The following is a 22,411-nucleotide window of genomic DNA, read 5'->3' on the forward strand; positions in this document are numbered from 1 at the left end:
TCATGCGTTCCTTCCGCTCGCGCTCCCTCATCGCGGCGTTCGCGGCTCCGCTGGCCTTCACGATGGGCGCCGCGCACGGCGCGGAGCCGCTCGTCGTGTACGCGGCCGGCAGCACCGGCGGCGCGCTGGCGACGCTCGCGCACGACTACGGCGCGGCCACCGGCCAGCCCGTCGAGCTGGTGCTCGGACCGGCCGGCCTGCTGCTGGAGCGCATCGAGCGCGGCGAGCATGCGGACCTGTTCATCTCCGCGAATCTGGCCCACCCGCAACGGCTGACCGACGAGGGCAAGGCCGGCGCGACGGTGGTGTTCGCGCGCAACCGCGTGTGCGTGACGGCGCGGCCCGACGTGGGCCTGAGCACGGCGAACCTGCTCGACACGCTGCTGAACCCGGCCGTGAAGATCGGCACCTCCACGCCGCATGCGGACCCGGGCGGCGACTATGCCTGGCAACTGTTCGAGAAGGCCGGCGCGGTGCGCCCGGGCGCGACGGCGGTGCTGGAGGCGAAGGCGCAGCAACTGGTGGGCGGGCGCACCGCGCCCGACGTGCCGGCCGGGCGCAATCCGGTCAAATACTTCATGCAGACGCACCGCGTGGACGTGTTCGTCGGCTATTGCAGCTCGCACGACACCAAGCCGGACCCGGCGCTCGACCAGGTGGAGCTGCCGCCCGAACTGGCGATCCAGGCCGATTACGGCATGACGGTGCTGGCCGGCCGCCACGACGATGCGGCCTATCGCTTCGCGATGTATCTGCTGAGTCCGGCCGCGCAGGCCGTGCTGCCGCGTTATGGTTTCGGCGCGGTGGGGTTGGCTACGCCGCAGCCGTGACGGCGGCCGTACGACATTCGAATTGATTCGAAAAATTACGATTTCTTTTGAATGGGAGGATTGCGTGAAAGTACGGCGTAATCCTTTTAGAAAAAGCCTATGAAGGCGATTAAAAGAATTTTTAATGGAATTAAAATCTCAAGCAGAATTCGATAAAAAAATGAGCATTGCCTGACGGAACTTGGGCATGATGGATTACGCCGTCGAGCGGGACCGCGATGGCGCCGTGCCGCGCGCAAGGCGGGCCGTTGGCGGCCTCGGTGCGCGATTCCATCCTTTACGCGATTGCCCTGCCGTGAACCATCCCGACCGCATCGACACGCACCTGCCGCCCCTGATCGAGCGCATGCCGGTGTTCCATTGCCCGATCGATCCCGCGCTGTCGCCCGCCGCCGACGCAGCCGAAGCGCAGGTGCTGGCCTGGGCCGACCGCTTCGAACTGCATGCCGACGCGCGTCAGCGCGAGTATCTGGCGCGCGCCCGGTTTCCGCTGTTTCCCGCCCGTTCGCTGCCCGCCGCCGATCCCGACCTGCTGCCGCTGGCCGGCAAGGAGGTGATGTGGCTGCAATCGTTCGACGACGTCTACAGCGATGAAACGCCGGGCGGCACGCCGCTGCACGACTACGTGGTGCTGCTCGGCAAGCTCGCGCGCATCCTGGAGGAGCCGGGCGCCGATCTGCTGCCGGGCAACCGCTGGGCCGCCGCGCTGCGCGACCTGCGGCTCGAGGTGGAGGCGCACGCGAGCACCGTGCAGCTCGACCGCTGGGTGCGCGCCCATCTCGACTACTTCGACGGGCTGCTGTGGGAAGCCGTCAACCGCGAGGCCGATCGCGGCCCCGACGTGGACGACTACGTGACGATGTGGCTCAAGCAGTCGGGCGTGTATCCGTGCATCGCGTTCACCGACATCGCCTGTGGCTACGAGGTGCCCGCCGCCGGCTGGACCGACCCGCGCGTGCGGATGCTGCGCGAGATGACGGCCGCCATCATCGGCTGGGACAACGATCTCACGTCCTACAACAAGGAAGCGCTGCGCGCCGCGCAATACGGCTTCCCGGCGATCCAGAACCTGGTGGCCGTGCTGGCCGTGCAACAGGATTGCACGGTGGCCGAGGCCGCCGCGCGGGCGGCGCGCATGCGCAACCACGCGATGGCGCGCTTCGTGGCGCTGCGCGATCGCGTCGTGGCCGACAGCGACGCGGCCACCGGCCGCTACGTGCAGGGGCTCGGGCAATGGATTCGCGGCTATCTCGACTACAGCGCGCAGTCGCCGCGCTATCTGCAACCGAGCAGCGCGTTCGAGCACGTGCGCGCGTACGGCTGGACCATCGACAGCCGGCTGCGCCCGGAGCCGGAGCACGACGATGCGATGCCGGCGCCGGCATCGCTGGCGGGGTGGTGGTGATGAGGGACGATCTGTCTGATGTCTCGGGTGGGACGGCGATCGGTGACGCGATGGACGACACCGACGCCGATGCCGTCGCCGTCTCCCCCGCACCCGATCCCCGTCGCGCCGGGTCGCTTGCCGATCGCCGGCCACGCCGCGCAATTGCTCGGCCGTCCGCTGCCGTTCCTGGCCGGGCTGGCGTCGGTGGGCGCGCTGGTGCGGGTGGACCTCGGCCGGCTGCCGATGCTGCTGCTGACCGATCCCGAGCTGACGCGCCAGGTGCTCAACGACAGCCGCACGTTCGACAAGGGCGGCGCGCTGTTCGACAAGGTACGCGAGCTGACCGGCAACAGCCTGCTGACGAGCCGCTACGACGATCACAAGCTGCAACGCCGCCAGATGCAGCCGGCGTTTTCGCGCAAGCGCATCGTCACCTACGTCGGCGTCATGAACGAAGCGATCGGCGGCGTGCTCGACGCGTGGCGCGACGGCGACATCGTCGACATGGCCGCGGCCTGCTACGACATCACCGCGCGCACCGCGTCGCGCACCATGTTCGCGGCCGACGTGGCCGGCGCGGCGGCGGCCTCGCTGGTCGAGGATCTGTCGGTGTATCTGGGCGGGTTGTTCGTGCGGATGATGTTGCCCGGCGGCGTGCTCGGCAAGGTGCCGACGCTCGGCGGCCGGCGCTACGAACGCGCGGTGGCGCGCCTGCATGCGGCGATCGACGAGATCATCGTGGCGTACCGCGAATCGGGCGTCGATCACGGCGATCTGCTGTCGATGATGCTGGCCGCGCGCGACGATCAGGGCCGGCCGTGGACGCATCAGGAAGTGCACGATCAGGTCATCACGCTGTTCCTGGCCGGCATCGAGACCACGGCCGGCGTGATGAGCTGGACGCTCTACCTGCTCGGCCGCCATCCCGCGATCGCCGAGCGCGCGGCGGCCGAGGCGTTCGCGGTGCTCGACGGCGCGACGGTGCCGCAGGCCGAACATCTGCCCGCGCTCGGCGAGATTCGCCGCGCCATGATGGAGGCGCTGCGGCTCTATCCGCCGGGCTGGCTCTTCACGCGGGTGGTGACGCGCGACACCGCGCTCGGCCCGTACCGGCTGCGCGCGGGCGACGGCCTGGCCTACAGCCCCTACGTGCTGCATCGCAACCCGGCGCTGTTCGCCGAGCCGGACCGGTTCGACCCCGACCGTTGGCTGCCCGAGCGTGCCGGCGCGCTGCCCGAGCACGGCTTCATTCCGTTCGGCGGCGGCGTGCACAAGTGCATCGGCGACCAGTTCGGCACCACCGAGGTGCTGCTCGCGCTGGCCGCGATCCTCACGCGCTGGCGGCTGTCGCCGGTCACGGCGGAGCCGGTCGAGCCGATCCCGCGCCGCGCGACGTTGAGCCCGTCGCGCTTCGAGGTGCAGATCGTGCGGCGTTAGCGGGGGCGGCACGTCGCGGCCCGCGCTTCATATGCCGCGCAGTTCGTTGAGCCCGTCGCGCTTCGAGGTGCGGATCGCGCGACGCTGGCGGGCGCGCCGCGTTAGCGCCTGCCCATCACACCCCCCGCAACCGCCGCGCATACGACAACCCATAGGATGGCGAACGAAACAGAAGAATCGGATCATCACTGGCCTCGATGCCGTCGGCCATCACGAGCGGATCGAAGTTGATGCCGTAGCTCGGCGCCTGTTCCTGCTGCATCGCGCCGGTCAGCGTCAGCGTGCCGGCGTGGATCTCCTTGCGCTCCTTCGGCCACAGCAGCGTGGGGTTGGTGACCGGGTCGCCGGGCTCGCCGATCGAGACGATCATGTCCCACAGCGCCGGGCCGTGACGCAGGCGTTCCATCAGGCGCGGCTCCAGGAAATCGTGCGGTGCGGCGGCCAGTTCCGCGTCGGTCAGCGCGCGTTCGCCGTCGCGCGGCACGAAGCGCCAGCGCACCATCGTCACCGTGCCGCGCGCATCGACGAAACGGAACGTATGGATGCCGTAGAACGCGCAGTTCGTGTAGCTCCACGGCGGGTTCACGGCGCCCAGATAATGCGCCTGCGCCGCATGATCGGGATGGCTCGCGAGGAAGGCCTTGAACACGGCGCCGTCGGGCTTGCCGGTGGCCGGGTCGGGCGTCAGCGCGAAGAACTTGTCGATGAATGTTTTTGGCATGGTGGCGAAGAACATCGGCGTGTGCAGCATCGTCATGTGCTGCAGCGCGCCGCCGGGCAGGCGGAACTGCAGGCCCACGCCGCGCGTGCTGCGCTCGGTGTCGGCGGCTTCCAGGTCGCCGCCGGCCAGCGAGAAGCGGCCGATTACCTCGATCGTCTCGCCGGTGAACAACAACGAGCGCGAAAACTTCGCCGCCTCGGGGTTGCCGACGAACTGGCCGATCACGCCCACGCCCTTCGTGTGATTGCGGCGCTTGCCCGGATGCGCGCCGTAGGCGCTTTCGAGCGCGTCGAGCGCGCGCTGCGAATTCGCTTCGTTGTATTCGTTGCCGACCGCGCCGGGTGGGGCGGCATGGCTGGCCGAGGCGGCATCGGCCGAAGGCAGCGCTTCGGCGGCGCCGGCCGACGCGGGCAGCCCCACCATCGGGGCGACGGCGCCGGCCACGGTCAAGCGCGTGGCGGCGGAAAGGAACGAGCGGCGGCTGGCATCAGCATTACGGTGGGTCATGTTCACGGTCCTGTTGTGGGGGGGCGACAGTGAGGTGAACAGACTTTTCGCGCGCTTATTCCGGCACGGCGGCGGCTTCGCGCCCTGAATTTTGTAATGGAATGTGTTGGCGCGCCACCGCCTCGCCGCCTCGCTCCGTCAGGCCGCCGTGGCCACCGCCGCCGGCCCGGTGCGGAACGCGCTGACCAGCGTGCGCAGCGCGGCGCGCACCTGGCTGTCGGTGGTGGCCGAGTAGAGCACCACGTCACGCGCCGGCAGCGCGGGCAGGCCGAGGCGCGGCCCGACGTCCTCGGTGCCGAGCGGCGCGACCCGGCGCGCGAGCGGGGCCACGGCCAGGCCCGCCTGCGCCGCGGCGGCCAGCGCGGGAATGCCGCCGCCGACGAACACTTCCACCCACGGCACGCCCGCCGCCTGCAGCGCGCCGATCGCCATCGCGCGCACCCGGCACGGCGCGGCCTGGGTCGCCAGCCGCAGCGGCTCGCCGTCGTGCCGCACCCAGTCTGGCGCGGCCATCCAGCCGAACGGCTCGGCCTGCAGCGTGTCGCCGTCGCGGCGGCTGTCGTCGTGGCGCAGCACCAGCGCGGCGTCGAGCGCGCCGCCGTCGAAATCGGCTTCCACGTCGCGCGAGCTGGCCACCCGCATTTCCACCAGCAGCCCCGGATCGGCGCGATGCACATGCCGCAGCACCAGCGGCAAGTCCGGCCCGACGATGTGATGGCTGATGCCCACCTTCAGCGTGGTGCGCTCGCGCGCGAGCACGCCGAGCGCCTCGTCATGCGCGGCCAGCAACGTGCGCGCCGAGCGCAGGAACACCTCGCCCTTCGGCGAGAGCCGCACCATGCGCGGCGTGCGCTCGACGAGGCGATGGCCGAGCCGTTCCTCCAGGCGCTTGAGCTTGAGACTGACCGCCGATTGGGTGCTGTCGAGCGCGTCGGCCGCGCGCGTGAAGCTGCGCAGGTCGGCCACCAGCACGAAGGCCTGAACCGCTTCGAGATCGAGTGTTTTCATCGGGAACCATTCGTTTTTGTCATCGTTGAAATATGGCGCGGCCCGTTTCCCGCCACCGGTCGGTGTGACACGCTATCGTCATCCGGCCGGCCTCGCAAGCGGCCGCCCCCCCATCTCACGAATCAGGAGCGGCGATGCCTTATCCGACCGACTCGGCCGATCCGGCCGCCCCGACCGCCTCGGCCCGCGCGCTGCCCGAAACGGCCGACGCGCGCGCGCTCGCCTGGCAGACGCTCGGCGCGCATCTGACCGGGCTGGTGCTCGGCGTGGCGATCCTGGCCGCCGCTACGGTGGGGGTGTGCGGGCTGTTGCGCCTCTTGTGAAGTTGAACGTGTTCCAGGCACGCGTTGGCGTGCCGCGCCGGCCCGAACGGTAACGGAGCCGGCGTGCTGCCGCACCGGGCGAGATCGATCGCCCTCGGCGCGGATGCTGCTATCGCGGCGGTTTCTCCAGTTCCGCGCGCTTGCTTGATGCCTCAGGCCGACGGCACGAAATCGGGCGGCGCGACGAAGCCGCCGTAGCGCGCCTCGTAGGCGCGTGCGAACGCGATGGTGGTGCGGTCCTCCAGATACGCGCCCACCACCTGCGCGCTGATCGGCAGCCCGTCGGCGTCGAACCCCACCGGGAAGCTGGTGGCGGGCAGCCCCGGCAGCACCGGCAGCCCCGCCCAGTAGAACAGCTCGAAGAACGGCACCTCGCGCACGCCGTCGGCATAGGCGACCGGGTAGGTGCGCTCGTCCTTCGGCTCGTTGCGGTTGTGATGGAACGCGGGCGTGGGCGCAACGGGCGTCAGCACCACGTCGTAATCGCGGAACAGCCGCTCCCAGTGATGGCGCAGCGCGTGGCGGCGCTCGTCGGCGCGAATCCAGTCGCGATGCGCGAGCGTGGGCGCGCGCAGCCGCGCGGCGTCGGCGCTGGTGTCGTCGGGCGCGAGCCGGGCGAGCCGCGCCTGCTGGCCCGCGCTCAACGGCGGCGGCTCGGCCAGCGAGGCCCCCGACAAGGTACGGAACAGCGGATGCGAGGCGGCCAGATCGGGCAGCACGCCTTCGGGCAGATCGGTGGCGAACGTCACCGCCGTGCCGTGCTCGCGCAGCCTCGCCAGCACGCGTGCGATCACCTCGCGCTCCGACAGGCTCGGTTCGACGCCGGGCCAGGCATCGAGCACCAGCACGCGGAACGCGTCGAGCGTGGCGGCGCGCGCGGGCGGCAGCGTCAGGCGCCAGCCCTTGGCGGCCAGCGGCTCGCGGTTGATGAGCACGTCGAGCGCCAGTTCGAGATCGCCGGCACTGCGCGCCAGCGGCCCGGCCACCGACAGGTCGCGATCGACGATGCGCCCGGTCGGCACGCCGGTGCCGTGCATCGAGACGATGCCGTAGCTCGGCTTGTGGCCGAAGATGCCGGTGAAATGCGCAGGAATCCGGATCGATCCGCCGATGTCGGAGCCGATCTCCAGCGCCACGTAGCCGGCCGCCACGGCCGCGGCCGAGCCGCCCGAGGAGCCGCCCGGCGTGCGCGCCAGGTCCCACGGGTTGCCGGTCAGGCCGTAGACGGCGTTGTAGCTCTGCAGATCGGAGTTGTTGAGTGGCACGTTCGACTTGCCGATCACGATCGCGCCGGCCTCGCGCAGCGCGGCCACGGCATGCGAATCGCGCTCGACGCGGTTTGCCGCGTAGGCCGGCGCGCCCATGCTGGTGACCAGCCCGGCCACGTCGAACGATTCCTTGACGGTGATCGGCACGCCGAGCAGCGGGCGGCGTTCGCCGCGCGCGAGCGCCGTGTCGGCGGCGCGGGCCTCGCGGCGGGCGCGCACGTCGTCGCGGATCGCGATCGCGTTGAGCGCGGCGTCGTGGCGGTCGATGCGCGCCAGCGCCTGTTCGAGCAGCGCCACGGCGCTGACGCGCCCCTCGGCCAGCGCGCGCGCCTGCTCGGCCGCGCTGGCGAAGATCAGCGTGGCAGCGGTGGTTTCGGTTTCGGATCCGTTTGCCGCCGTTTCGGAGGCGGCGGGAAGGTCAGTTGTCTCGGTGCTCATCTCGGTTCCTCGGGAATGCGACGCGTGGCCGCTCAGGCCTGCGCGAGCCAGGTGTCGGAAAAATCGCCGGCGGTCAGGTCGATGCTGTTGTTGAGGTTGCGCACGCGCTTGTGATGGATCTGGATCGAAGGAATGCTGACGATCGGATACACCGGCAGGTCGCGCCCGACGATCCGCTGCGCTTCCTTGAAGAGGCCGGCGCGGCGGCCCTCGTCGGTTTCGGTGGCGGCCGACGTGAACAGGCGGTCCACGTCCGGGTTCCGGTAATGCGCGGCGTTGATCCACACCAGCGGATGCCGCACGCCGTCGCCCCAGTAGAAGCGCTGCACGCCCACGCTCGGGTCGTACAGGCGGCCCAGGCCGTTCAGGTTGATGTCGAATTCGCGCGCGGTGTACACGCGCTTCAGGAACGTCGGCAGGTCGCCGTCGAGCACCGTCACCTTGATACCGATCTTGGCCAGCGCGCCGCGCGTGTAGAGCGCGGTGGTGCGCATGTCGTTGCCGGTCAGGTAGGTCAGGCGCAGCGCGAAGCGCGTGCCGTCCGCGCCGCGCGGGTAGCCGGCCGCGTCGAGCGCGGCGTTGGCGGCGGCCGGATCGAACGGGTAGCGGAACGTGCTGTCGTCGTAATAGGCCTGCAGCACGCGCGGCACCGGCGAATCGATCAGCGCGGCGTGGCGGTAATAGACGTTGTCGCGGATGAAGTTGCGGTCCAGCGCCTGCGCGATCGCATGGCGCACCTCGGGCTTGGCCAGCGCCGGATGCTCGGTGTTGAACTCGAAGAACTGGCCGTTGTTGAGGTAGGCGTCGTAGGTGTTGTCGACATGCAGCACGGGGTTCTTCGCGAGCCGCTCGATATCGGCCAGCGGCACGTTGTTGGCCACGTCGGCGTCGCCCGCCTCGAGCGCGGCCGACAGCGCGGCCGGGCTGCCGGCCACCTTGAACACCACGCGGTCGAGCAGCGGCGCGCCGGGCCGCCAGTAGTCGGGGTTGCGGCGCAGGCTGACGTAGCTGCCGCGCACCCATTTCTCGAAGATGAACGGGCCGGTGCCGACCGGCGCGGATGCGTTGGGGCTGGTGAGCGGATCGCCGTCGCCGTAGCGGTGGCTCGGCACGATCGGCAGCTCGGCCGACGAGAACGCCTTGATCAGGTACGGCGCGGGGCGGCTCAGGACGATCACGGCGGTCAGCGCGTCGGGCGTGTCGATGCGCTCGACGTTGGCCAGGCTGATGCGCCCGCGCGGCCCCGACTTTTGTTGCGCGAGCAACGAGAATTTAACGTCGGCCGAGGTGAACGGCTTGCCGTCGTGCCATTTGACGTTGGGGCGCAGCTTGAACGTGTAGCGCAGGCCATCGGCGCTGATCGACCAGGCGGTGGCCAGCAGCGGTTGCGGCTCGAAATGCGTGTCGTAGCGCAGCAAACCCTCGGTCACCTTCGCGCTGAGGTTGCGGTTGCGCGTGTTGGTGTCGAGGAACGACACGGCCTGCGTGATGTCCTCCGGCACGATGTAGGTCAGCGTGCCGCCGCGCACCGGGGTGCCGGCGTCGGCCGCGCCGGGGGCAGGCGCGGCGTGCGCGTGCTCGGGCGCGAGGCCGGCGGCCAGCGTGCCGGCCCCGGAGAGCAGGGCGAGCGAGGAGGTCAGGAAATGTCGTCGGTCGAAGGTCATCGGTCAGGTTCGCAGCGTGGGTCGTGATGAGGTGGGTTCGGGGCGCGCCGGTCAGCGTTGCAGCCACGCGGCGGCGAAATTGCCGGCGGTGCCGTCCGGCGACACGGTGTGGTCGTGCACGGCGCGGTTGTAGACGGTCACGTATTGCGGCGAGAGCAGCGTCAGGTCGGGCAGGTCGCGCTCGACGATGCGCTGGATCTCGATGAATGCCTGCTTTCGGCGCGCCTCGTCGGTTTCGACGGCGGCCTGCGCGAACAGCCGGTCCACCTCGGGGTTGCGATAGTGCGAGCCGTTGGTGAACGGCACGCCGGGGCGGAAGTTCTCGCTGGTATAAAGGCGCGCCACGCCCACCGACGGATCGAACAGGTTGCTCATGCCGTGCACGCTCAGGTCGAACGTGCGATCGGTGTAGATCCGCTTCAGGTAGGCCGACAGATCCTGGTTGCGCACCGTCAGCGCGATGCCGAGGCGCGCCAGTTGTGATCGCAGGTAGGCGCCGATGCGTGCGTAGGCGTCGTTGCCGGGGAACGGATCGATGGCGAGCGCGAAGCGCGTGCCGTCCGCGCCGCGCGGGAAGCCGGCCGCGTCGAGCAGCGCGTTGGCGCGCGCCAGGTCGTACGGGTAGGGGCTGGGCGACGGGTCCGCATACGGCCCGCCGATGATCGGCGAGGCCAGCGCGCGCGCATAGCCGTCGTAGATCACGCGCCGGATCACCTCGCGATCGACCGCCGAGGCGATCGCCTGCCTCACTTCGGGATGCTTGAGGTAGGGATTGTCGAGATTGAACTCCACGCGCACCACGCCGCTTTCGAAGCCATAGCCACGGGTTTCGAGCGCGAGCTTCGGGTTGCCGGCCAGGCGGTTCAGCTCGGCCAGCGGCACCGGCGTTTCGCCGCCGATATCGACCGAGCCGTCCTCCAGCGCGATCGCGCGCGATTGCGCGTCGGGAATCACGCGCACGATCAGGCGGTCGAGATACGGCTTGCCCTTGTCCCAGTAGTCGTCGTTGCGGGCGAACTCGATGTAGTTGCCGCGCACCCATTTGACGAAGCGGAACGGGCCGGTGCCGATCGGCGCGTTGTTGGCGGCCGCGTGCAGCGGGTCGGCGCCGTCGTACACGTGCTTCGGCACGATCGGCGTCTCGGACGCCGAGAACGCGTGGATCAAATACGGCGCGGGTTTCGACAGGTGCAGCACCACCGTGTACGGATCGGGCGTATCGATCGCGGCGACGTTGGCGAAGGTGGAGCGCGCACGCGGATGCAGCGCGCGCAGCGTGGCGAGCGACCAGCCGACGTCCGCCGAGGTGAACGGCTGGCCGTCGTGCCAGCGCACGCCGTGGCGCAGGCCGAACGTGTAGGTCAGGCCGTCGCGGGCGATCTCCCAATGCGTGGCGAGCGCGGCGCGCGGCGTGAGATCGAGGTCGTAGTCGAGCAGCCCCTCGGTCACCTTCGGGCTGACCTGCATGACGTTGGTGGAGGTGGTGGCAAGGTTGACGAGCGTGGTCGGCTCGGGTGTGACCACCATCGTCAGCGTGCCGCCGCGATGATCGTCGAACGCGCCGGCCGCCACCGGTTCGAGCGCGGCGCAGGCGGCGGCCAGCGCCAGCACGCCGAGATAGCGCGCGTCGAACCGCGGCGCGAGGCGGCGCACGGCGCGGGCGAGCCGCAGTGAAAGATGCGGGACGATCATGAGGAATCCGTAGCGATGAGAAGGGGGCGTCGGGCAGCGCGTGGGTGTTCAGTGGCGCAGGCCGGCTGCGCGCAGGCGCGGCACGACTTGCGTGCCGAACTGTTCGAGATCGGGTGCGAAGTCGTAGAAGCTCAGTTGCACGCCGTCCACGCCGGCGCGATGCAGCCGCACGATCGCGTCGGTCACCTCGTCGGGCGAGCCGACGATCGTCACGTTGCCGCCCACCGCGCGGCGCGCAAGGTCGCCGCGCCCGGCCTGGTTGCGCCAGGCGTGGGCGTCGCTGTGGTAGCCGTCGAAGCTGCCCTGGGTTGCGTGCGCAACGATCGCGTCGCGGTATTCGCGCGCCTCGGCGGCCGTGTCGCGGCAGATCACCATCGGATTGAGCAGCGTGCGCACCGTGCGGCCGTGCTGGCGGCCCGCCTGCTTGACGCGCGCGGTGTGCGCGGGCAGCGTGGCGATCGCCGTCTCGATCTCGGAGCCGGCCGGGCTGGTGATGAAGATGTAGTCGGAATAGCGCGCGGCGAACGCGATGCCCGCATCCGAGCCGGTGGCGTTCACCAGCAGCGGGCGGCCGTGGCGCGGCTTGGGTGTGACGAACGCCTCGCCGAGCCGCCAGGTCGACAGTTCCGGCGTGTACGAGAAGTTCTCGTCCTGCGCCCACAGTTGCTGCACGGCGTCGAGGAACTCGGCGGCCAGCGCATAGCGATGGTCGTGCTCGATGCGCGGCCAGCCGAACATCTCGTGTTCCACCGCGCGGTGGCCGGTGACCACGTTGATGCCCCAGCGTCCGCCCGAGATATGGTCGAGCGTGGCGTTGAACTTCGCGAAGTGCAGCGGATGCCATGGGCCGTACAGCACGTGGCTGGTGGCCACCAGCACGATGCGCTCGGTGATCGCCGTCATCGCGGCCAGCGACATGAACGAATCGAGCGCGTCGCCGGTGAACACGCCGCCATAGCCGCCTTTCGGCAGCCATTGCGACAGCGCGAACGCCAGATCGAAGCCGAATGCCTCGGCGCGCCGCACCAGCGCGGCGTTGTAGTCGAAGCTCCAGTCGGTGCTGCGCGGCAGCGTCGAGGCGCTCCAGCCGCCTGCCTGGATCGGCACGAACAGCCCCAGCGCCAGCGGCTGCGTCAGCACGCGCGCCACCGGGCTGGCCGGATCGTCCACCGGCGAGCGCACCGGCACGAACGGCGTGGCGGCGTAGGGGCGGGTGGTGGCGGTGGGCGGGGCGGCGATCATTGCAGTCGGCGTTCTTGATTATTTCGAGATGCAAAGTAAATCACGCCCCCGTCTCGCTTCGCAAAGAACGAAAACTGCTAAGGGTTGGCGATTTTCCGGCGTTGATGCGCGGGCGGATCGCGCGGTGATATGCGAAACCCATCATTGCGATTCGATTCGCGCATGCTCGATTTTTCGCGATTCCTAATCGGCTTTTGTTGGTTGTCGCGCGGCCGGTTCGACCGTATATCTGTGCGCCCCTTTACCGATATCGAAGCGGAGACGATCTTGAGCATTCGCCCCATCCAGCGCGCCACGCTGCACACCTGGCTGACCCAGTCGGGCCTCGGCCCGGCCGATCACGAACTCGCCGTGCTCGACGTGCGCGATGCCGCCGCGTTCGGCAACGGCGCACCGCTCTACGCGACCAACCTGCCGCTCGCACGGCTGGCCGACGAGGTGGCCAACTACGTGCCGCGCCGCTCGGTGCGCGTGGTATTGGTGGACGGCGGCGACAGCGTAGATGGCGAAGCGGCGCAGGCGGCCGAGCGGCTCGCCGCGCTCGGCTACACCGACCTGTACGTGCTGGCGGGCGGCACGCGGGCCTGGGCTGCGGGCGATGCGCTCGGCCAGCCGACGTTCGACATCCCCGGCAACATCTTCGCGGGCAGCATTCGCGACCTGCGCGCCACGCCGTCGATCGACGCCGCGAAACTGCACGCGCTGCGCGAGGCGGGCGGCAACGTGGTGGTGATCGACACGCGTACGCCGGCCGAGTTCGCCGACGCGCACGTGCCGGGTGCCCTCAACGCGCCGGGCGAGGAAATCCTGCAGCGCTTCCGCGATGCGGTGCCCGACCCGGATGCGTTCGTGGTGGTGTCGTGCGCCGGCCTGCCGCGCGCGATCATCGGCGCGCAAACCTTGATCGATGCGGGCGTGCCGAACCGCGTTGCGCTGCTGGAGGATGGCACGGTCGGCTGGACGCGCGCATCGTTCGCGCTGGAGCAGGGCACGGATGCGAGCCGCAGTCGCGCCAGCGAGGAAGCGGTTGCGTACGCAACGGACCGCGTCGCGCAACTGGGCGAGCGCGTGCCGGTGGCCGAGATCGATGCGGCCGGGCTGGCGGCGTGGCGCGCCGAGGCCGGGCGCACCACCTACCTGCTCGACGTGCGCTCGCGCGACGAATACGACGCGGGCCATGCACCCGATGCGATCTCCGCGCCGGGCGGCCAATTGCTCGGCATTACGTATCGCACGCTGGCCACGCGCGGCGCGCGCGTGGTGCTGACCGACGACGACGGCACGCGCGCCCGCACCACTGCATATTGGCTGCGGCAGCGCGGTTGGGAGGTGGCGGTGCTGGCCGCGCACGATCGCGAATCGTCATCGCAGAAATATGCAAGCGTGAATTGAGCCGCCTGCGCTCGCTTGCTACCGTGACCGTTCGACCTCCGCCGAAGAAAGGAACCGGATCATGCTGATCAAGCAATACGAGCACCGCCTGCCGTTCGACTATGACATCGACCAGATCCGCGCGCGCGGCCGCGTGCGCGGCGCGGCCTGGGACGATGCGCAGGGGCTGGCGTTCAAGGCGTTCGCGCTGCGCGAGCGCGGCGTGCACGGCGCGCCGCATCATGCATACACGTCGATCTACCTGTGGCTCAGTGAAAATGCGGCGGCCGATTTCGTGACCGGGCCGCGCTTCCGGCCCGTGCTCGAATCGTTCGGGCGGCCCGAGATCCGCACCTGGCTGCCGATCGCCGTACAGGTGAACGACGCGTCGCGCGCGGCGCTGTCGATCTACAAGCACGAGTTCGAACTCGACGAGGAGACCGACCTGATCGGCCTGCGGCGCGCCGAAACGGCCCGCGCCGAGGCAGCCGTCACGCGCAAGGACACCATCGCGGCGATCGTCGGCCTCGACGTGAGCGCGTGGAAGCTGTTGCGTCTGGAGATCAGCGCCGCGCCGCTGCGCACGCCGGAGGCGGGCATCGGCTACGAGATCGCGTATCTGGCCGCGCCGGGGTGGCGCGGCGTGGCGGGGGCCGCCGAATCGGCTTCCAAACCGGCCGCCGACAAGGCGCTTCGCACAGCGTAGCTAGGCCGTGGCCGGCGCCGCCAGGGCCGGCTTGAACTGCGGCCGGTGATCGACGATATAGCGGCCGGGCGGCACGCCGAACGCCTTCTTGAACATGATGATGAAGGCCGTGGTGGATTCGTAGCCGAGCGTCAGCGCCACGCGCTGCACGCTGATGCCCGCCGACAGGTCGCGCAACGCGACGATCAATTGCAATTGCTGCCGCCACCGGCCGAAGCTCAGGCCGGTTTCCTTCATGACGAGCCGGTCGAACGTGCGCTCGCTCATGGCTACCTCGCGTGCCCAATCGGCGCGCGAGCGGCGATCCCCCGGCTGGTCGATCAACGCGTTGCACACCGGGCGCAGCTTCGGGTGCACCGTCAGCGGCAGCGAAAGCTGCTCGACGCTCGCACGTGAAAGCTGGCCGAGCAGCACCGCGCAGAACTGCGCGTAGGCCTCGTCGTCGGGAAACCGGTCGCCCTGATCGGCCAGGTGGATCACCATCTCGCGCACCAGCGGCGTGATCGACAATATGCAGGAATGCGAAGGGAGCGACATCGCATCCTGGTCGACGAACAGGAAGATGATCTGCGCGTCGAGGCTGGCCTTGTTGCTGTGCGGCAGGTTGCCCGGAATCCACACGCCCGATTCGGGCAACACCATCAGCAGCGCATCGGCCACGCGGCACGTCACGCTGCCGCGCAGCGAGATCACCAGTTGCGCCTTGCGATGCTGGTGCACGGGCTGTTCGTCTTCCACGGTGGACAGGTCGATGCGCAGTGCCATCGCCGATCCGGGCTCGACATCGGGGTCGAATTGCGAGTAGGAGCCGTGCAGGGTCTTCGTATAGGACATGGCGCGGCCGGTCGAAAAGCGGATCAATCACCGATTTATCCGCACGAAAACCCGGCTGTCAACGCGAAAAAAAATACCGGCGGCCCGCCGCGCGAAATGGCGGGTTATGAAGATCGATTGGCGGTTTGTTAAAACGACAGACGCAAATTGGCCCTCGATACTGGCTCCAACACATCACCCGGAGCGAGAAGGCCACCATGAACGCGCCAGCCGAAATCAAAACCATCCCGATCACCGCCGCCGACGGATGCCAGGACCCGGTCCTGCTCAACGACTGGCACGTGGTGGGCTACGCCGACGACTTCCAGCCCGGCACGATCTACCCGGCCCGCCTGCTGGAGCGCGACCTGATCGTGTGGCGCAGCGAATCGGGCGAGATCCACGTGTGGGAAGACCTCTGCATCCATCGCGGCGCACGGCTCTCGAAGGGCTGGATCGCCAATGACCACGTGGTGTGCCCGTATCACGGCTGGGAATACGACTGCACCGGCAAGTGCACCAGAATGCCGGCCGCGCCCGACGAGAAGCCGATGAAGAAGGCCGTGGCGTTCCCGTACGCGGCGCAGGAGCGCTTCGGCTTCGTGTGGGTGTGCCTGGGCGAGCCGCAGGCGGACATTCCCGATTTCCCCGACTGGAACGATGCCGCGTTCATGAAGGTGCACAGCGGCCCGTACGTATACAACGCCAACGGCTACCGCGCGATCGAGAATTTCATCGACGCCTCGCATTTCCCGTTCGTGCACGCCGGCCTGAACGGCGTGAAGGACGACGCGGACCGCCTCGAACCGTACACGGTGGAAGAAACGGGCGGCATCCTCAAATCGTCGGAAGTGCGCGTGTTCCAGCCGGTGGGCGACGCCACCGGCCGCCCGCTGATCGCGTTCTACACGTATCACACGTTCGCGCCGCTGGTGGCCTACTTCCGCAAGCGCACCCAGCAATCGGATGCGAGCGGCAAGCCCGTTACCGAGCACTCCGATCTGTTCGGCACGTTCTTCACGGTGCAGATGGTGGACGACAAGCATTGCATCGTGCGCGTGTGCGCGGCGCTCAACGTGCAGCCGTCGCCCGATCCGCAGGCGGTGCGCGAGCGCGCCGACGTGATCTTCAACCAGGACAAGGACATCGTCGAGACGCAGCGGCCCGAGCGGATTCCCACCGAGCTGCGCTACGAGCTGCATCACCGCACCGACCTGATGGGCCAGCGCTACCGCATGTGGCTTCGCAACAAGGGCATTTCGTATGGCGTCATCTGAAGCCCCCGGCGAACTGGAACTGCGGCTCGGCGCGGTCGCCTACGGCGCGCAGGGCATCAACCTGTATCGCTTCGACGCGCCGGACGGCGCTGCGCTGCCGGCCTTCGAGCCGGGCGCGCACGTGGATGTGCAGGCCTGCGGCGAGCATCGCCGCCAGTATTCGCTGCTCTGGCCGCCGGCCGCGCCGGGCAGCTACACGATCGCGGTGCAGGTGGCCGAGGACGGCCGCGGCGGCTCGCGCGCGCTGCATTACGACAGCGTGGTCGGGCGGCATTACCGGCTGTCGTTGCCGCGCAATCACTTCGGCCTGGCGGCCGGGGCGCGCCGCTACGTGCTGTTCGCGGGCGGCATCGGCATCACGCCGATCGTGTCGATGTACCGGCGCTTGAAGCAGGACGGCGCGGCGGTGGAACTGCATTACTGGAGCGCGAGCCGCGCCCGCACGCTGTTTCTCGACGAATTGCGCGATGCGCCCGGCGTGCATCTGCATCACGCGGAAACGCGGCAGGGTGGCCGCTCGCCGCGCATCGGCGACGTGATTCGCGACGTGCCGATGGATGCGCAACTGTATTGCTGCGGCCCCGAAGCGATGCTGGCCGCGTTCGATGCGGCCTGCGAGAACCGGCCGGACGGCATGGCGCACCGCGAGCGCTTCGGCGCCGATGCGGCGGCGCTGCTGCCGGCCGATACGTTCCAGGTGCGCCTCGTGCGCTCGGGAAAAACGCTGACGGTGGACGCCGGGCAGACGCTGCTGCAGGCCTGCCTCGAAGCGGGCGTGGACGCATCGTATTCGTGCGAGGAGGGCGTGTGCGGCGCGTGCGAGGTGAACGTGCTGGCCGGTGAGATCACGCATCGCGATTCGGTCCTGACGCCCGAACAGCGGCGTGCCAACCGCAGCATGATGATCTGCTGCTCGCGCGGCGCGGGCACATCGCTGGTGCTGGATCTGTAGCGCCGCCGGGAACGGCACTCGAATACTGATCAAAACTCAAAGGAATCCTCATGAAAATCGGAATCGTAGGCGGTGGCATCGGCGGTGTGGCGCTTGCGCTGGCGCTCCAGAAGGCGGGCATCGAGGCCCATGTGTTCGAGCGCGCGCCGGCGTTTGGCGAGATCGGCGCGGGCGTGCAGATGACGCCGAACGCGGTCAAGGTGCTGCATGCGCTGGGCCTGGCGGACAGCCTGGAGGCGGTGGGTTTCCTGCCCGAGGCGATGATGGGCCGCAACTGGGACAGCGCGCGCCAGTTGTTCCGCACGCCGCTCAAGGCGATCTGCCAACGGCTGTTCGGCGCGGATTTCTATCATGTGCATCGCGCCGATCTGCACGCGATCCTGTCGCGCGACATCAAGCCCGAGAACGTCACGTTCAACGCGCAGTGCGAGCGCGTCACGCTCGACGGCGAGCAGGCCACCGCGCATTTCGCCGACGGCAGCCGCTTCACGGCCGACCTGATCGTGGGCGCGGACGGCATCCACTCGGCGGTGCGCGCCTCGCTGTGGGGCGAAGCGCCGGCCAGCTTCACGGGCCATATGTGCTGGCGCGCGCTGGTGCCGGTGGAGTCGCACCCGCTGCCGTTCGTCAGCCCCGACGCGTCGTTCTGGATGGGGCCGAAGGCGCACGTGGTGACCTATTACGTGAAGGGCGGCAAGGCCGTCAACATCGTGGCCGTCAACGAGAGCGCCGACTGGGTGGCGGAATCGTGGACCGAGCCGAGTTCGCGCGAGGAACTGCTGGCCGCCTACGAAGGCTGGCACCCCGATCTGGTCGAGCTGTTCAAGCTGACCGACAGCAGCACCACGTTCAAGTGGGGGCTGTTCGATCGCGATCCGATGCCGCAATGGTCGAAGGGCGGCGCGACGCTGCTCGGCGACGCCGCGCATCCGATGCTGCCGTTCCTGTCGCAGGGCGCGGCGATGGCGATCGAGGATGCCTACGTGCTGGCGCAGGCGCTGACGCATTTCGAGCGGCTCGACGATGCGCTCGACGCCTACGAGCGCGAGCGCCGGCCGCGCACCGCGCGCGTGCAACTGGAGGCGCGCGAGCGCGGCCGCACCTATCACCTGGCCTCGCCCGAGGAACAGGCGCGCCGCGACGAGGCGATGCGCCTGGAGCAGGAGAAGAACCCGAACGCGGTCGGCATCAAGGCCGAATGGGTCTACGAATACGATGCGGTGCGCTGTATCGAGCGCTTTCATCAGCCCGCGTGACGCGCATCGAACCATCGCTTGCCAGCCAACGGAATTGCCCATGCAGCCCATGACGAAGCCCTACCGGATCGGCCAGATCGTGCCGAGTTCGAACACCACGATGGAGACCGAGATTCCCGCGATGCTGACGGCGCGCGAGCGAATCCGCCCCGAACGCTTCACGTTCCATTCGAGCCGCATGCGCATGAAGCGCGTGGTCAAGGAGGAACTGGCCGCGATGGACGTGGAATCCGATCGCTGCGCGATTGAACTGAGCGACGCGCGCGTGGACGTGCTCGGCTATGCCTGCCTGGTCGCGATCATGGCGATGGGGCACGGCTATCACCGTGTGTCGCAGGCGCGCCTGACGGCGCGCACGGCCGAGAACGACGCGCAGGCCCCGGTCATCACGAGCGCCGGCGCGCTGGTGGATGCGCTGGCCACGATCGGCGCGAGGAAGATCGTGGTGGTCGCGCCGTACCTCAAGCCGCTGACCGAACTGGTGGTGGACTACATCCGCGAGGAAGGCTACGAGGTGATCGACTACCGCGCGCTGGAGATTCCCGACAACCTCGACGTGGCGCGCCACGACCCGGAACGCCTGCCCGAGATCGTCAAGACGCTTCGTTATCAGGATGCCGATGCGATCGTGCTGTCGGCCTGCGTGCAGATGCCGTCGCTGCCGGTCATCGCGAAGGTCGAGGCGATGACGGGCAAGCCGGTGATCACGGCGGCCGTGGCCACCACCTACGCGATGCTCAAGCAGCTCGGCCTCGAAGCCGTGGTGCCGGGCGCCGGTGCGCTGCTGTCCGGCGCCTATTGAACACGTACGGACTACGGAGCGTTTCATGTCGAATCCCACTACGCTGATCGGCGGCGGCCACGTGCACGCCAACGGCATTCGTCAGCATTACTTGCGATACGGCGGCGAGGCGCTGCGCGCCGCGCACGACCCGGTGGTGATCGTGCCGGGCATCACCAGCCCGGCCGCCACCTGGGATTTCGTCGGCGCGTGGTTCGGCCAGTGCTTCGACACCTACGTGCTCGACGTGCGCGGGCGTGGCCTGTCGTCGGCCGGCGACGCGCTCGACTACAGCCTCGACGCGCAGGCCGCCGACCTGGTGGCGTTCGCCGATGCGCTCGGCCTCGCGCGCTACAGCGTGGCCGGGCATTCGATGGGCGCGCGCATCGGCCTGCGCGCCGCGCGCGCCAAACCGGCCGGGCTGGCGCGGCTCGCGATGATCGACCCGCCCGTGTCCGGCCCGGGCCGCCGCGCCTATCCGGCGAAGCTGCCGTGGTACGTCGATTCGATGCGGCTCGCGCGCGCCGGCATGACGGGTGCGGCGATGCGCGAGTTCTGCCCGACCTGGACCGACGCGCAACTGCAATGCCGCGCCGAATGGCTGCACACCTGCGACGAGCGCGCCGTGCTGGCCAGTTTCGACGGCTTCCATACCGACGACGTGCACGCCGACATGCCGCAGGTGTCGATCCCGACGCTGCTGATCACGGCCGGGCGCGGCGACGTGGTGCGTGCCGAGGACGTGGACGAGATCGCCGCCGCGATGCCGCAACTGGAGCACCGCCGCGTGGCGAACGCCGGCCACATGATTCCCTGGGACGACGAAGCGGGCTTCTATGCCGCATTCGGCGCGTTTCTCGGCGCGGCGCTGCCGCCGCTCGATCCACTCGATCCGCTCAAACAAGGGGAATGACATGCCGGTCAGCGATTACCAATTGATCGACGCCTGGAAAAAGGTGCTGCGCCTGTCGCGGCTCGAACCGGGCCAGACCGTCACGATCCTGACCGGCGCGAGCACCCATCCGCAAACGCTGTCGGCCGCGCTGGTGGCGGTGCAGTTGATGGGCGCGATCGTCAACCGGCTCGACCTGCCGCCCGTCAACGGCGAGAAATCCCTGAGCCGCGACGCGCTGGCCTATCTCGGCACCACGCCGCTCACCGGCAACCGCGCCGCGATCGCCGCGCTGAAGGCGAGCGACCTGGTGCTCGACCTGATGACGCTGCTGTTCTCGCCCGAACAGCTCGACATCCTGAAATCCGGTACGAAGATCCTGCTGGCCGTGGAGCCGCCCGAGGTGCTGGTGCGGCTGCTGCCCACCGTGCAGGATCGCGAGCGCGTGCTGGCCGCGCAGGCGCGCATCGCCGGCGCACGGGTCATGCACGCCGCGTCGGCGGCCGGCACCGATCTGCATTGCCCGCTCGGCGAGTTCGAGCCGATCGCCGAATACGGCTTCGTGGATGCACCGGGCCGCTGGGATCACTGGCCGAGCGGCTTCGCGCTGACGTTCCCGAACGAGCGCGGCGCGCACGGCCGGATCGTGATCGATCGCGGCGACATCCTGCTGCCGCAGAAGCGCTATGTGCAGGACCCGATCGAGCTGACCGTGGAAAACGGCTTCGCCACGCACATCGAAGGCGGGGTGGACGCCGCGCTGCTGCGCGACTACATGGCCGCGTTCGACGATCCGGAGGCCTACGCGATTTCGCATATCGGCTGGGGGCTGCAAGCCCGCGCGCGCTGGTCCACGCTGGGCCTGTACGACCGCGAGGCCACCATCGGCATGGACGCGCGCGCCTACGAAGGCAATTTCCTGTTCTCCCTCGGCCCCAACAACGAGGCTGGCGGCGCGCGCACCACGGCGTGCCATATCGATGTGCCGCTGCGTCATTGCACGGTGTCGCTCGACGGCGAGCCCGTGGTGCGCGACGGCAAGACGCTCGACCGCTGACCCCGGCTCGCCCCTTAACGAACCGCATCCATCCCATGTCCAACGACCTCGACACCTATCGCCGCCAGGGCTTCGGCTCGACGCTCGAACCGGCCGCGCCGATCGCGCTGCTGCTGGTTGATTTCGTCAACGGCTTCGCCGATCCGGCGCGCTTCGGCGGCGGCAACATCCCGGCCGCGATCGACAACGCGGTGCCGCTGCTGGCCCATGCGCGTGCGCGCGGCTGGCCGGTGGCGCACTCGCGCATCGTGTATGCCGACGACGATTCGGATCACAACGTGTTTTCGATGAAAGTGCCCGGCATGGCCACGCTGAAGGAACACGACCATGCCAGTGCAATCGTCGATGCGCTTGCACCGCGCGAGGGCGAACTGGTGGTGCGCAAGACGGTGCCGTCGGCGTTCTTCGGCACCTCGCTGGCCGCGTGGCTCGCGCATCGCGGCGTGCGCACGCTGGTGGTGGGCGGCGCGGTGACCAGCGGCTGCGTGCGCGCCAGCGTGGTGGACGCCATGCAATACGGCTTCCGCCCGTTCGTGCTGGCCGATTGCGTGGGCGACCGCGCGCTCGGGCCGCACGAGGCGAACCTGTTCGACATGGGCCAGAAATACGCGAGCGTGATGTCGCGCGACGCGGCGCTCGCGCTGTTCGACGCGATGCCGGCAGGCTGATCGCGCCTCGAATTCGTGCAGAAAACTGGCATGGATCCTGCAATACCCCACACGCTCGACAACAAGAACAGACGGAAGGGGAGACACGCTGTCCGGTAGTGCGCGCCCGACCACGAAGCGG

General features: G+C 69.2%; 20 protein-coding genes. 13 read left to right on the forward strand and 7 right to left on the reverse strand.

Annotated features, from left to right (window positions below; translation table 11 throughout):
• Positions 1–2: 2 nt before the first annotated feature.
• From AB4850_RS06105 to AB4850_RS06115, 3 genes are all read left to right on the forward strand, one after another.
• Positions 3–830, forward strand: a complete 828-nt coding sequence (locus tag AB4850_RS06105) for a substrate-binding domain-containing protein (RefSeq protein ID WP_414441709.1) — start codon at positions 3–5, stop codon at positions 828–830.
• A gap of 295 nt (positions 831–1,125) precedes the next feature.
• On the forward strand, positions 1,126–2,235 hold the full coding sequence (locus AB4850_RS06110) for a terpene synthase family protein (RefSeq protein ID WP_414441710.1): 1,110 nt from the start codon (positions 1,126–1,128) through the stop codon (positions 2,233–2,235).
• Between the two features lie 69 nt (positions 2,236–2,304).
• Complete coding sequence (locus AB4850_RS06115) at positions 2,305–3,654, forward strand: cytochrome P450 (protein WP_414441711.1); 1,350 nt, start codon at positions 2,305–2,307, stop codon at positions 3,652–3,654.
• 115 nt (positions 3,655–3,769) lie between these two features.
• Here the strand turns inward: AB4850_RS06115 and AB4850_RS06120 are convergent, their stop codons facing one another.
• Together AB4850_RS06120 and AB4850_RS06125 are read right to left on the reverse strand one after the other, a co-directional pair.
• On the reverse strand, positions 3,770–4,882 hold the full coding sequence (locus tag AB4850_RS06120) for a catalase family peroxidase (protein ID WP_414441712.1): 1,113 nt from the start codon (positions 4,880–4,882) through the stop codon (positions 3,770–3,772).
• A 138-nt stretch (positions 4,883–5,020) separates the two neighbouring features.
• Positions 5,021–5,890, reverse strand: a complete 870-nt coding sequence (locus AB4850_RS06125) for a LysR family transcriptional regulator (protein ID WP_414441713.1) — start codon at positions 5,888–5,890, stop codon at positions 5,021–5,023.
• A gap of 134 nt (positions 5,891–6,024) precedes the next feature.
• Between AB4850_RS06125 and AB4850_RS06130 the strand changes: the two genes are divergently transcribed.
• A complete protein-coding gene (locus tag AB4850_RS06130; protein WP_414441714.1) occupies positions 6,025–6,213 on the forward strand; it encodes a hypothetical protein in 189 nt (62 codons plus the stop codon).
• 152 nt (positions 6,214–6,365) lie between these two features.
• Here the strand turns inward: AB4850_RS06130 and AB4850_RS06135 are convergent, their stop codons facing one another.
• The 4 genes from AB4850_RS06135 to AB4850_RS06150 are packed head-to-tail and all read right to left on the reverse strand — an operon-like array spanning position 6,366 to position 12,517.
• Positions 6,366–7,919, reverse strand: a complete 1,554-nt coding sequence (locus AB4850_RS06135) for an amidase (RefSeq protein ID WP_414441715.1) — start codon at positions 7,917–7,919, stop codon at positions 6,366–6,368.
• Positions 7,920–7,951: 32 nt separating this feature from the next.
• Complete coding sequence (locus AB4850_RS06140; RefSeq protein WP_414441716.1) at positions 7,952–9,583, reverse strand: ABC transporter substrate-binding protein; 1,632 nt, start codon at positions 9,581–9,583, stop codon at positions 7,952–7,954.
• Between the two features lie 51 nt (positions 9,584–9,634).
• The gene (locus AB4850_RS06145; protein ID WP_414441717.1) at positions 9,635–11,275 is read right to left on the reverse strand and encodes an ABC transporter substrate-binding protein; all 1,641 of its coding nucleotides are present in this window, start codon (positions 11,273–11,275) and stop codon (positions 9,635–9,637) included.
• Positions 11,276–11,323: 48 nt separating this feature from the next.
• Complete coding sequence (locus tag AB4850_RS06150; RefSeq protein WP_414441718.1) at positions 11,324–12,517, reverse strand: LLM class flavin-dependent oxidoreductase; 1,194 nt, start codon at positions 12,515–12,517, stop codon at positions 11,324–11,326.
• Positions 12,518–12,784: 267 nt separating this feature from the next.
• Between AB4850_RS06150 and AB4850_RS06155 the strand changes: the two genes are divergently transcribed.
• Both AB4850_RS06155 and AB4850_RS06160 read left to right on the forward strand, forming a co-directional pair.
• Complete coding sequence (locus AB4850_RS06155) at positions 12,785–13,909, forward strand: rhodanese-like domain-containing protein (protein ID WP_414441719.1); 1,125 nt, start codon at positions 12,785–12,787, stop codon at positions 13,907–13,909.
• Between the two features lie 61 nt (positions 13,910–13,970).
• Positions 13,971–14,594, forward strand: a complete 624-nt coding sequence (locus tag AB4850_RS06160; protein ID WP_414441720.1) for a DUF4865 family protein — start codon at positions 13,971–13,973, stop codon at positions 14,592–14,594.
• On the opposite strand, the gene AB4850_RS06165 is transcribed toward AB4850_RS06160, so the two are convergent.
• Positions 14,595–15,428, reverse strand: a complete 834-nt coding sequence (locus AB4850_RS06165) for an AraC family transcriptional regulator (protein WP_414441721.1) — start codon at positions 15,426–15,428, stop codon at positions 14,595–14,597.
• Positions 15,429–15,625: 197 nt separating this feature from the next.
• Here AB4850_RS06165 and AB4850_RS06170 point away from each other — a divergent pair, with 197 nt between their 5' ends.
• From AB4850_RS06170 to AB4850_RS06200, 7 genes are read left to right on the forward strand one after another with little or no spacing between them, the layout of a single operon-like run.
• Complete coding sequence (locus tag AB4850_RS06170) at positions 15,626–16,684, forward strand: Rieske 2Fe-2S domain-containing protein (RefSeq protein ID WP_414441722.1); 1,059 nt, start codon at positions 15,626–15,628, stop codon at positions 16,682–16,684.
• The gene (locus AB4850_RS06175) at positions 16,671–17,636 is read left to right on the forward strand and encodes a PDR/VanB family oxidoreductase (protein WP_414441723.1); all 966 of its coding nucleotides are present in this window, start codon (positions 16,671–16,673) and stop codon (positions 17,634–17,636) included. The genes AB4850_RS06170 and AB4850_RS06175 overlap by 14 nt, the downstream gene beginning before the upstream one ends.
• A 50-nt stretch (positions 17,637–17,686) precedes the next feature.
• Positions 17,687–18,892 (forward strand): FAD-dependent monooxygenase, encoded by a 1,206-nt coding sequence (locus tag AB4850_RS06180; protein WP_414441724.1) that lies wholly within the window; start codon positions 17,687–17,689, stop codon positions 18,890–18,892.
• Positions 18,893–18,941: 49 nt separating this feature from the next.
• Positions 18,942–19,694: an Asp/Glu racemase gene (locus AB4850_RS06185; RefSeq protein WP_414441972.1), complete on the forward strand. Its 753-nt coding sequence runs from the start codon at positions 18,942–18,944 to the stop codon at positions 19,692–19,694.
• 25 nt (positions 19,695–19,719) lie between these two features.
• On the forward strand, positions 19,720–20,586 hold the full coding sequence (locus tag AB4850_RS06190; protein WP_414441725.1) for an alpha/beta fold hydrolase: 867 nt from the start codon (positions 19,720–19,722) through the stop codon (positions 20,584–20,586).
• Position 20,587: 1 nt separating this feature from the next.
• Positions 20,588–21,622: a 2,5-dihydroxypyridine 5,6-dioxygenase gene (locus AB4850_RS06195; RefSeq protein ID WP_414441726.1), complete on the forward strand. Its 1,035-nt coding sequence runs from the start codon at positions 20,588–20,590 to the stop codon at positions 21,620–21,622.
• Between the two features lie 35 nt (positions 21,623–21,657).
• The gene (locus tag AB4850_RS06200) at positions 21,658–22,290 is read left to right on the forward strand and encodes an N-carbamoylsarcosine amidohydrolase (RefSeq protein ID WP_414441727.1); all 633 of its coding nucleotides are present in this window, start codon (positions 21,658–21,660) and stop codon (positions 22,288–22,290) included.
• Positions 22,291–22,411: the final 121 nt, after the last annotated feature.

The sequence above is a fragment of the Burkholderia sp. 22PA0106 genome, assembly GCF_047497155.1.
Classification (GTDB): Bacteria; Pseudomonadota; Gammaproteobacteria; order Burkholderiales; family Burkholderiaceae; genus Burkholderia.